This is a genomic window from Sorangium sp. So ce375 (assembly GCF_051473855.1).
Taxonomy (GTDB): Bacteria; Myxococcota_A; Polyangia; order Polyangiales; family Polyangiaceae; genus Sorangium.
The window spans coordinates 2,935,158-2,946,898 of the sequence record NZ_CP150335.1 but is presented as its reverse complement, the minus strand read 5'-3'; the positions used below and the strand labels follow the sequence as shown (position 1 = coordinate 2,946,898).

General features: G+C 71.1%; 7 protein-coding genes. 4 read left to right on the top strand and 3 right to left on the bottom strand.

Annotated elements, in window-relative coordinates:
* Window positions 1-46 precede the first annotated feature (46 nt).
* Entirely contained in the window at window positions 47-2,038 is a 1,992-nt protein-coding gene (locus WME90_RS11215; RefSeq protein ID WP_437281087.1) for a hypothetical protein, read from the bottom strand.
* A gap of 131 nt (window positions 2,039-2,169) precedes the next feature.
* Window positions 2,170-3,054 (bottom strand): LysR family transcriptional regulator, encoded by an 885-nt coding sequence (locus WME90_RS11210; protein ID WP_437281086.1) that lies wholly within the window; start codon window positions 3,052-3,054, stop codon window positions 2,170-2,172.
* Between the two features lie 98 nt (window positions 3,055-3,152).
* On the opposite strand from WME90_RS11210, the gene WME90_RS11205 reads away from it, so the two are divergent.
* Window positions 3,153-5,099, top strand: a complete 1,947-nt coding sequence (locus tag WME90_RS11205) for a multicopper oxidase family protein (RefSeq protein WP_437281085.1) — start codon at window positions 3,153-3,155, stop codon at window positions 5,097-5,099.
* Between the two features lie 57 nt (window positions 5,100-5,156).
* Here the strand turns inward: WME90_RS11205 and WME90_RS11200 are convergent, their stop codons facing one another.
* A complete protein-coding gene (locus tag WME90_RS11200) occupies window positions 5,157-7,502 on the bottom strand; it encodes a hypothetical protein (protein ID WP_437281084.1) in 2,346 nt (781 codons plus the stop codon).
* A 146-nt stretch (window positions 7,503-7,648) separates the two neighbouring features.
* Here WME90_RS11200 and WME90_RS11195 point away from each other — a divergent pair, with 146 nt between their 5' ends.
* From WME90_RS11195 to WME90_RS11185, 3 genes are all read left to right on the top strand, one after another.
* The gene (locus tag WME90_RS11195; RefSeq protein ID WP_437283594.1) at window positions 7,649-8,686 is read left to right on the top strand and encodes an SDR family oxidoreductase; all 1,038 of its coding nucleotides are present in this window, start codon (window positions 7,649-7,651) and stop codon (window positions 8,684-8,686) included.
* Window positions 8,687-8,837: 151 nt separating this feature from the next.
* A complete protein-coding gene (locus WME90_RS11190) occupies window positions 8,838-10,625 on the top strand; it encodes a thiamine pyrophosphate-requiring protein (protein ID WP_437281083.1) in 1,788 nt (595 codons plus the stop codon).
* Window positions 10,626-10,627: 2 nt separating this feature from the next.
* The gene (locus WME90_RS11185; protein WP_437281082.1) at window positions 10,628-11,734 is read left to right on the top strand and encodes an enolase C-terminal domain-like protein; all 1,107 of its coding nucleotides are present in this window, start codon (window positions 10,628-10,630) and stop codon (window positions 11,732-11,734) included.
* Window positions 11,735-11,741 lie beyond the last annotated feature (7 nt).

The following is an 11,741-nucleotide window of genomic DNA, read 5'->3' as shown; positions in this document are numbered from 1 at the left end:
TTCTGCTCGCTCCGGCGCCGCTCGCCGCGCTGGGCCGCCGGGCCCGTCAGAGCAGGTACTTGACCCCGAAGCCAAACTCGATGAACCCGAGCCCGGCCGCGTCCGAGACGACGTCGTCCTTCTTGTTCCAGAGGAACTTGTAGCGGTAGCAAGCGCCGTCGCACCCCGCCTGATCCTTCTTCTTGAACGGCACCGAGAGGCGCAGGGAGGCGCCGCCAGAGACGACGAGGTGCTTCGAGAGCGCGGGCACGCCGATCATCACGTCGAGCCGAGGGGTCACGGCGTTCAGGAGGACGCGGCCCGAATCCTCGTACTCGACAGCCTCCGATCGCCGGAGCGCGAGCTCGCTCAGGGGGGCGAGCGGGTCGATGAGAGAGGGCTGCAGCGCGAGGTAATACGCATCCGTATAACGCAGCACACCGCGCAGGCTGACGATGTTCGCGGACGGCACGATCCTCGGCGAGCCTGCCTTGCCGTCGATGTAGCTCGGGCTCCACGACACACGCAGCGCCAGGTCGGGCCTGTACGACGCGTGGCCCCACCAGCGATCCATGCCGCCCCCCGTGCCCAGCTCCCGCAGCACCTCGACGGACGCCTCCCGGAACGCGGCGCGGTCGGCGTCCGAAGGCACCCTGTCGTCGACCGTCGCCAGGACGTAAACGATGACCGACTCGGCGAAGCGCCGGTAGATCTCGACCTGATCGCCGTCTCCTCCCAGCCGAGAGGAGAAGAACGTCCTGATCGCGCGGCTCGCGGCCTCGCCGTACTCGCCCTGGCTGGCGAGCCGGATCGCCGGCCAGAGGTCCGCCTGGAGATCGCCTATCTTCGTCAGCGCCGAGGACTGTCTCTCGATCTGAGCGCAGATCTGGCCGATCAGGCTCGCGTCGCAGAGATCGCGCAGAGAGCCGCCCACGGCGCCGATGACGTTCACGAAGCTCACGATATCCATGTTGTTGGCGCCGCCCCGGGTGCCGATGTTCCACTGGACCCGGAGGCGATCGAGGTTGCTCAGCCTGGAGCGCAGCTCCCGGGCCTTCGCCTGGGCCTGAGCGGCGGCAGCGGCCGCATCTGCCTCGGAGGCACCTGGCGCGGCAGGCGCGGCGGCCACGAGCACAGGGACGATGTCGTCGAGCTTCTTGCCGCCGCGCAGGACGTCTCTCGTGACCAGCACCGCCTCGTCCAGGAGCTTTCGCCTGACGGCGCCATCCGTGATCACGAGCGCCTCCGCCGCCGTCGCCCCGACCACGACAGCGGCCGCCCTGATGAAGTGCTCCTCCGCCAGGGCGCCTTTCCTCTGGAGAGTGGCGCGAACGGCGAACGCGAGCTCGCACGCGTAGCTGGTCCCTGACGCCCCGCTCACGCCGCAGTCCTTCTCGAGCGGCGACTGTGCGCCGGCGTCGGGGACCCCCACGGCGAACTCCTCCTTGAGCACGGAGACACAGGTGTTCAACGCCTGCGGGTCGAGCTTGGCCCACGTCAGCTTGCTCGGCGCCGCGCGCTCGGCGCGGGCGTCGTCGACGCTCGCGAACTTGTGCAGGAGCTCGGTGCTCTGCGTGCCCTGCGGCCTCCTGATCTGGCCCTCGTTCGACGTCAGCCCGACGTAGACCATGTGCCCCGCGAACCCCGCGGCCTCGTCCGCGACGCTCGTCCGGATGGCGCTGAACTGCCGCCGGAAGACCCGCTGGAGCGTGAGAGGGAAATAGGTGAGGATCGGGAACCCGCGCCGCAGGACGGATCTCAGATCGTCGCGCCGCTTCTCGAGCGCATCCTTCTCGGAGCCCTCCGCCGCCTCGAGCTTGTCGACGATCCTCGCGTATTCGTCGAGGTACCGATCGGTGCTCGCCAGACGCGCCGTCTGGCACACCAGGTTCGGGGCGACGGCCTCGGCGACCTCCCGCTGGATCAGATCCTCGATGATGTCCCTCACGTCCTCGTAGACCGCCTCCGCGACCTGCGCTCGCGCCGTTCGGGCGAACCCCGTCACCGCCATCGCAGCGGCCGCGCAAAAGGCCGCGATTCTTCGGTGGTATCTTGCCATGGCACCCCCTCGACGGTCGCTTGTTGGACGGCCTTCTCGATCCGATCGCAGCACGATCTGCGGCGGGGGACCATCCCATCGCGGCGACGACGCCGTTCCAGGTCCGGACGCGGGCTCCCGACAGCGCCTCGCTACAGCTTCCCGAGCGACGCGCGCACGTGCCCGATGAACACCTTGATCTTCGGGATCTCCGACAGCGCCCCAGGCACGCTGAGCCGCACCGGCCGCTCCTGCCCGACCACGTCGGGCAGGACCGGGACGAGCACGTCGGGCCCCACGTCGGGGTCGGGCACGAGCGCGTCGGGGACGAGGCCGATGCCCAGACCGGAGATGCAGCAGTGACGAATGAAGTGGATATCCGTCGCGATGAGGGCCGGCTGGACGGTGAAGGGCGCGCCCCGCCATGTCCGCCAGGTGCGCGCGTCCTCGCCGGGGGCCTGCCACGCGAACAGCTCATGGTGCCTCAGATCGTCGATCGTCCGCGGCGTGCCGCGCCTCTCCAGGTACGCGCGGCTGGCGATGAGCCACTCGCGGACGCGCAGGACGACGTGTGATATCCAGTGCCCGCTCGGCGCGTCCTCGCCGAAGTGGACCGCGATGTCGATGTCCGTCAGCGCCTCGCCCAGCGGATCGTTGCTGAAGCGGCAGTGGACGTGGAGCCTCGGATACGCGCCGCGAATGGCGGCGAAGAGCGGCGTGAGCACGTGCGGCGGCAGCCCCACCGGCAGGATGACCCGGAGGGTGCCCGAGGGCGCGTCGCCCACCTCCCGGATCGAGGCCAGGAGCGCGGCGGCCTCCTGCACCATGCCGCGCCCCTTCCGGGCGAGCACCTGCCCCGCCTCGGTCGGCACGACGCCGTTCCGCACGCTCTCGAGCAGCAGGACGCCGGCGCGCGCCTCCAGCGACGCGACCTGACGACGGAGCGTCGTGCGCGACGAGCCGAGCGCGCGCGCCGCGCCCAGGAACGAGCCGGCCTCGACCACCGCGAGGAAGGCGCGAAGCTCTTCGAGATCCATACACCCTGCCACTGTCCGCATTCTAGCCAGGGGTGACCGTCTTCGGCCATCCGCAAGGTGGGCCGCTCGATAGTGTCGCGAAAGGAGGAGACAAGTTGATGGCACGAGACGATTCGCACGCGCTCACGCGCTCACGCCCGCTCGCAGCGCTGGCCCTCTCGCTCGCGGCGCTCACGGGGTGCGGCGGAGGCGAGGAGACGGGCACGACGCCGCTGACCACGTCGACGTACGAGGACCCCCCCGAGCTCCAGCCGGGCGCGGACGGAGCGTACGAGCTCCACTTCGGCCCGAGCGCGGTCGAGATCGACGGACGGCGGTTCTGCCTCCGTGCTTACAACGGAATGACGAGCGGCCCCACGATCCGCGTCCCGAAGGGCGAGGATCGCAGGGTCCACGTGAACCTGTACAACGACTTCACGAAGAGCGACTTTCGCGAGATCGCGAGCATGATGGGCCATGGCTCACGGTCGTGCCACGACTTCAACCTGACGAACTTGCACGGTCACGGCCTGCACGTGCAGCCCAACTTCGCGACAGACGACCCCGCGGACCCGTGCGAGGGGGACGGCTGCGCGCCGGAGGGGAGGTATTTCGGGGACCACGTGCTGCACCAGGTAGGGCCCGGCGAGAGCGCCCGCTACCGCTGGGACCTGGACGAGGACGGGACTCACCACGAGGGGACGGACTGGTATCACCCTCACATCCACGGCTCGACGGCCATCCAGGTCATGGATGGGGCCGCCGGGGCGCTCATCATCGAGGGCGCGCTCGACGAGCTGCCCGGCATCGCCAAGGCCAGAGAGCGGGTGATGGTGATGACGCAGGTGCCCATCGATCACGAGAACACGGTTCCCTTGAAAGAGGGAGAGGACTGCACCGAGGACAGCCTGTCGGTGACCGACTTCCTCGCGGTCGAGTCGCTCCGGGCGACGCTGATCAACGGCAAGCTGAGGCCGCGGCTCGTGACGCCGCCCGGACAGGTGGAGCGCTGGCGCATGGTCTACGCGGGCAGCCCGGACGAGATGGGGATGAAGCTCCACGTCGCGAAGGACGCGGCGTGCTCCGATTTCGACAAAACGCCCATCGAGACGACGCAGATCGCGCGCGATGGGCTGACGCTCCCGCAGCTCTACAGGAGCGACACGGTGTGGGTCTCCCCCGGGTACCGCGCCGACGTGATGGTGAAGATGCCCGAGGGCAAGCAGACGCTCTGCCTCGTCGGCCGCCGGCCGAACGATCTCCTGGGGAGCGTCATCGCGATCGTCGACGTGGACCCGAGCGCGGGCGAGCCCACCGAGGTGAACCTGCCCGCGGAGGCGGACGTGGCCGCGCTCGCGCCGCCCACCTCGTGGACAGGCACGGTCGACGGCAAGGAGACGGAGGTGAGCTGCGATTCGGTCGAGGCCGTGCACCAGAAGGTGGTGCTGCTCGTGCCCACGCCGGGGCAGAAGCCGCCCGATCTCAGCGGCGATGTGGCGCTCATGTCGTGTGATCCGGGAGACCACCCGCACGAGGTCGATCCGGACGCCCCGGTGTGCATCTGCCCGGATCCGAACATCAGCTGCCGCAAGTTCGACCAGCGGCGCGCCCGCGGCTACCGGAGCGATCGGGTGATGACCGTCGGGAGCGCGGAGCGGTGGGAGATACGCGCGTTCGACGGGCACCCCTTCCACATCCACATCAACCCCTTCCTCGTGTGCCCCAACAAGTCGAACAAGGAGCCCAATTTCGCCCACTGGCGAGACACGATGTGGGTCCAGGCCGAGGACGGGCCGCGCGACGTGATCATGAACCCCCGGCGGTTCACGGGACAGTTCGTGGCGCACTGCCACAAGCTGAACCACGAGGACGAAGGGATGATGGAGCTCGTGGAAATCTGCGCCCCGGGCGATGAAGAGTGCCTCTGTCAGGGGACGGACGAGAGCGGCGCGTGCATCTCCCAGGCGGGGTGTCAGCCGGACGATCTGGCGTGCCAGTTCGCGAAGACGGCGACGGACGCGTACCCGGCGCCGCCGCCGCCGGACCTGGAGCTGTGCGGGCCGTGATCTCGCGGCGGGGCGCGGCGCCGGGGACACGCCCCCTGGCGCCCGACCGCCGTGATTTCAGAGCGGCGAAGAGCCGCCGTCGCGGGCCGGAGCTCGCTGGGGAATCAGCTTGAACCGATCCACGAGCTTGAACCGCAGCTTCCTCGGGGCCCTCCTGTCGCCCTCGATCGCGATGACGTACGCTTCGAGGCCGCCCGCGGTGAGCCGGATGCGCACGAACTCGACGAACTGATCGATCCGCGCGGCGCTGCCAGCCTCGTTGTTGTGGCCGTTGAAGGCCAGGCTGACGACCAGGTACCAGCCGAACCAGATGGCCGAGAACAGCGCGCCGACCGGCGCGAGCAGGACCAGACGGGACCAGTCGTTCCTCGCGACCTCCGCCGGGAACACGAACGGCATCGAGAGGACGAGAGATCCCGTGACCACCCAGAGGGCGGTCCACACGAGGGGCCTGTCGCCCCCCGCACGCGTCACGCGCAGCCCGATCAGCGCGCCGACGCCGGCGACCCCGATCGCCGCGAGCACGCCCACCGGGCTGCCGCTCCGGACCCACGAGAGGGGTGTCCCGAGCTGAAGCGCTGCGTGAAGGAGGCCGAGCGCGAGGAACCCCACCCGCGCCGGCCACCTGCGGCGGCTCGCCCCGGCGCTCCACGCGAAGAGCGGAAGGCCGAGCACGCCCAGCAAGACGACCGCGGCGAACGCCCAGTGGACGCCGACGAGGGCGACCGGCTGCTGGCCAAAGCAGTGGATCGCGGCCCACGCCGACCCGAACACGCCGAGGGAGAGCAGCACGCCGACCGGGGACGCGAGCCCGGTCCACCGCCCCGCGCGGTCGGAGAACAGCTGGCCCGACGCCACGCCGACATAGAGCGTCAGCGCGTGCGCGAGGAGGAACAGGAGCAGCGCCACGCTGCTGAACACGCCGTGGGGCCCGGGGGCGCGCGCGACGACGACCCACAGCGAAAGGCCGAGCGCCGCGCACGCGAGCAGCGGAGGCGCGCCTAGCCGCCGAGCCAGGCGCGTGTCGCTCCACTGAACCCACCGGACCGACCACGCGGCGCCCACGGCGAGGACAGCGGTCGCGACCGCGATGACGAACGCGAAGGCGCCGGTCCAGGGGCTCGCGCCGGCGGCGTCCACGAGCGCTCCCGCCCGCGGCAGGTGGCCGAGCGCCGACAGCAAGGCCTCGATCAGCTCCTGAGTCCCCGGCGTCCGCGCCGCGATCCAGAGGATCACCGCGACGAGCGCGCCCGCGAACCACACGTTCCCGGTGAGCATCATGGTGAACGGGTCGAGCAACGCGCGGTTCGTGCGCTCACGCGAGACCTCGACCGCCGGGTAGAGGGCGGCCGGCGCCTCGTCGCCGAGCCTTGTGTGGGAAGGGTGCAAGAAGGCGCCGCCGAGGCCGGACTGCACCGAGGCATAACTCTCGCTGCGATCGGGCCGCCGCTCGTCCTCACCCTTCGCGGGCGGCCCCCAGTAACGCGCATAGTGGTGGAAGTTCCCCGAGAGATCGAGCCGACACCGCTCGCGCTCGAGCTTGCCCCCCTTCACGAAGGGGACCTCGACCTGGATCGCCGTGAGCGTCTGGACGATCTCGTCGCCCCCCTCCTCCCCTTCCCCTCGTTCGCGCGCGAGCCTCCCGAACGCGGTCGTCGGCTCCGGCGTCGCCACGATCAGCTTCTCCACCGGCTGACCGCGCGCTCGTTGCTCGTCGATGACGCCGTTGAAGAAGGCCCTCTGTCGCGCGTCGATCCTCCCCTTCTGCGCGTCGACGGCGAAGAGCCACCACCCGAACGGGAGCCGGATCGTGAAATAGCTCGATTGCTGTTCGCTCGAGAATCCACCGACCAGGAGCGACTCGACATCGTGGCCCGGCTTCCTCACCACACGGCTGAACCCGCGGAGCGCGTCGTAGTAGTCGTGATTGCCCGGGATCGCATAGAGCCGGGAGGGCCTCTCGACCGACGGGCGCCCGGTGAGCGCGCGCTGCGCCCAGCGGAACGGGATCTCGAGCCGCTCGCGGAGCGTCTCGAGGTTCGCCGTCGGATAGGCGAGGTCGCTGCCGATGAGCAGGAACTGCCCGCGCGGAAGGCGCTTGGCCCCGTCCTCTTCCATATCGAGGACGCGCTCGGCGCCCGTGAGCCAGAGATCGCTCAGGCACCCAGTTGCAGCCCGGTACGTCGCCCACTGGCCGTCTCCCGTGTCCGCCAGGTAGTCGAACCAGAGCTCGTCGCCGTCGGACAGCTCCTCGTGCGTCGTCGCCGTCATCCAGTCGACGCCGCCCCAGCGATCGCCGAGCACGCCCGTGAAGATCACCCAGCGCAGGTCGAGCAGGAGCTTCCGGCCGAGCAGCCACTTGACCGGATCCTTGAAGGGTCCTGGTTCCCTGAGCTCTTCCATCCTCTCTTCCGATCATACACACCGCCCGCACCGCGTCACGGCGGGCCCGACTCAGCAGATCGCCGGCGTCCTGTCGACCGGCCGCTGACGCGCCGGGTGGCATTCGCGTTGCCTGACGCCGCGGGTGAGGTGGGGGCACGATGGGAATGGACGATTCCAGGCAGCCAGAGGTCGTGGTGATCACGGGGGCGTCGGCGGGCGTCGGGCGCGCCACGGTGAGGCGGTTCGCGCGCGAAGGCGCTCGCATCGGGCTCGTCGCGCGCGGGCGCGACGGGCTCGAGGGGGCGCGGCGCGAGGCAGAGGACGCCGGGGCGAGCGCGCTCGTCCTGCCGACCGACGTCGCCGATTTCGCCCAGGTCGAGGCCGCGGCCGCGGCGGTCGAGGAGCGCTTCGGCCCGATCGACGCCTGGATCAACGTCGCGATGACGTCGGTCTTCTCGCCCGTGAGGGAGACGCGGCCGGAGGAGTACGAGCGCGTCATGAAGGTCAACTACCTCGGCTATGTGCACGGGACGCTCGCGGCGCTCTCGCGGATGCTCCCCCGCGATCACGGGACGATCGTTCAGGCGAGCTCCGCGCTCGCTCACCGGAGCATCCCGCTCCAGTCGGCCTACTGCGCGTCCAAGCACGCGATCGTGGGCTTCACCGAGTCGCTGCGCAGCGAGCTGTTCCACGACGGGAGCCGCGTGCGCGTGAGCATGGTGCACCTGCCGGCGATGAACACGCCGCAGTTCCTCTGGTCGAAGTCGCGCATGGCCCACAAACCCCAGCCGGTCCCGCCGATCTTTCAGCCCGAGGTGGGCGCCGACGCGCTCTACTGGGCGGCGCACCACGACCGCCGCGACGTCATGGTCGGCTTCCCGACGGTCGAGGCGATCTGGGGGAACCGCGTGATCCCCGGGCTGCTCGATCGCTGGCTCGCCCGGGTCGGGTACACGCGGCAGCAGACCGACGAGCCTGCCGATCCCGACCGCCACGACAACCTGTGGGCGCCCGTGCCGGGGGACTTCGGCGCCCACGGCCCGTTCGACCGGCGCGCGAAGCCCTCGAGCCTGGAGCTCTGGCTCGATCTTCATCGCAGGTCGGTCGGCGCCCTCGCGCTGTGCGCGGCGGCCCTTGTCGGGTTCGGCGCGCGCAGCGTCGCCGCGCGGCGCGCGAGCCCATGGCGGCGCCTCCTCACGTGAGGGAAACGCCGCCCTGCCTGCCCGCGCCCGCGCGCATAGCGCACGCTCGCACGCGCAGCCGCGGCACGCAGCGCGCGGCGCGGCGAGGCGGCACGCTTGTCGCACGCCGCGCTGGGTCGGGCTCACCTGCGAGCTCGCACTGGGGGAAATCATGGCCCAGACCGTCGGCGAGTTCCTGCTGAGACGCCTCGTCGCGTGGGGTGTCCGGCGCGTCTACGCCTATCCAGGCGACGGCATCAACGGGATCGTCGGGGCGTTCCACCGCGTTCCGGACCTCCGGTTCATCCAGGTGCGGCACGAGGAGATGGCCGCGTTCATGGCGTGCGCCCACGCGAAGTTCGCGGGCGAGATCGGCGTGTGCCTGGCGACCTCGGGGCCAGGGGCGATCCACCTCCTGAACGGGCTCTACGACGCGAAGCTCGACCATCAGCCGGTCGTGGCCATCGTCGGCCAGCAGGACCGCGCCGCGCTCGGCGGGCACTACCAGCAGGAGGTCGACCTCGTGACGCTCTTCAAGGACGTCGCGCACGAATACGTGCAGATGGCGTCCTCTCCGGCGCAGATCCGCCACCTCATCGACCGCGCGATGCGCATCGCCAGGGCGGAGCGCACCGTCACGTGCGTCATCGTCCCGAAGGACGTCCAGGAGCTCGACGCCGTCGAGCAGCCTCCGCACGCGCACGGGACCGTGCACTCCGGCATCGGCTACGCCTCGCCGCGCGTCGTGCCGAAGGAGGAGGACCTGCGGCGCGCGGCCGACGCGCTCAACGCCGGCAAGCGGGTCGCGATGCTGATCGGCCAGGGCGCGCTCGGGGCCGCGCCGGAGGTCACGCGGGCGGCCGAGATCCTCGGGTGCGGCGTCGCGAAGGCGCTGCTCGGCAAGGCGGCGCTCCCCGACGACCTGCCCTGGGTCACCGGCGCGATCGGCCTGCTCGGCACCAAGCCGAGCTGGGAGATGATGGCCAACTGCGACACGCTCTTCATGGTCGGCTCGAACTTCCCCTACCCGGAGTTCCTGCCGGAGGAGGGGAAGGCGCGCGGCGTCCAGATCGACATCGACGGCCGGATGCTCGGCCTGCGCTACCCGATGGAGGTCAACCTGATCGGCGACTGCGCCGAGACGCTGCGGGCGCTCATCCCCTACCTCAAGCTCAAGACCGACCGCTCGTGGCGGCGCAAGATCGAGGAGAGCGTCGCCGACTGGTGGAAGGTGCTCGAGGCGCGGGCGATGAACGACGCCAACCCGCTGAACCCGCAGCGCGTCTACTGGGAGCTGTCGCCGCGGCTGCCCGACAACTGCATCCTGACCGCCGACTCCGGCTCGTCGGCGAACTGGTACGCGCGCGACATCAAGATCCGGGCGGGGATGATGGCCTCGCTCTCGGGGACGCTGGCGACGATGGGGCCCGCGATGCCGTACGCGGTCGCGGCGAAGTTCGCCTTCCCCGACCGCCCGGTCGTCGCGATGGTCGGCGACGGCGCGATGCAGATGAACGGCATCAACGCGCTCATCACCGTCGCGAAGTACTGGCGCGAGTGGAAGGACCCGCGCCTCGTCGTGCTGGTGCTCAACAACCGCGACCTGAACCAGGTCACCTGGGAGCTGCGCGCCATGAGCGGCGACCCCAAGCTCGAGGCGTCCCAGACGCTGCCGGACTTCCCGTACGCGGCCTACGCCGAGGCGCTCGGGCTGCGCGGCGTGCGGATCGACCGCCCGGAGCAGGTCGCGCGCACCTGGGACGAGGCCTTCCGGGTCGACCGGCCGGTCGTGGTCGAGGCGATCACCGACCCGGAGGTCCCGCCGCTGCCGCCGCACATCACGCTGAAGCAGGCCACGATGCTCACGTCGGCGCTGCTCCGGGGCGACCCGGGCGGGCGCGGGATCGTCCGGCAGGCGTACCGCGACATGATCGAGAGCTGGATCCCGCACCGGGGCTGACGATGAGCCACGAGGCGCATCACGCGTCGGTCCCGATCGAGCGGATCGAGGTGGCCGCGTACACTGTCCCGACCGACCGCCCGGAGTCGGACGGCACGCTCGCGTGGCGCGAGACGACGCTGGTCGTCGTGCACGCGTCGGCCGGGAACGAGCGGGGGCTCGGCTACACGTACGCCGACGTCGCGACGGCGCGGCTCGTGGCCGACCGGCTCGCCGGCGTCGTGCGCGGGCGCGACGCGATGGCGGTCCCCGGCGCGTGGGCCGCGATGGCGCGCAGCGTCCGCAACCTCGGTCGGCCCGGGATCGCGCAGATGGCGATCGCCGCCGTCGACGCGGCGCTGTGGGACCTGAAGGCCCGCCTGCTCGCGCTCCCGCTCGCGACGCTGCTCGGCACGGCGCGCGACCGCGCGCCCATCTACGGCAGCGGCGGGTTCACCTCGTACACCGAGGCCGAGCTCGCGGAGCAGCTCGGCGGCTGGGTCGCCGCGGGGATCCCGCGCGTGAAGATGAAGGTGGGGCGCGACCCCGAGGCGGATCTCGCGCGCGTGCGCGCGGCGCGCCGCGCCGTCGGCCAGGACGCCGCGCTGTTCGTCGACGCCAACGGCGCCTACTCGCGCAAGCAGGCGCTCGCGTTCGCGGAGCGGTTCGCCGGCGAGGGCGTCCGCTGGTTCGAGGAGCCCGTGACCTCGGACGATCTCGACGGGCTGCGGCTCCTGCGCGACAGGGCGCCCGCCGGCATGGACATCGCGGCGGGCGAGTACGGCTACGACCTCGTCTATTTCCGCCGCATGCTGGACGCCGGGGCCGTCGACGTCCTGCAGGCGGACGCGAGCCGCTGCGGGATCACCGGCTTCCTCGCCGCCGCGGCGCTGTGCGAGGCGCGCTCGATCGACCTGTCGTGCCACTGCGCCCCCTCGCTGCACCTGCACCCCGCGTGCGCGGTGCAGCGGCTCGCGCACATCGAGTTCTTTCACGACCACGTCCGCATCGAGCGGATGCTCTTCGAGGGCGCGGCGGTGCCCGCGGGCGGCGCGCTCGCCCCGGACCTCGATCGCTCCGGCATGGGGATCTCGCTCCGGCGCGCCGACGCCGAGCGCTTCGCGGTGTGAGGAGAGA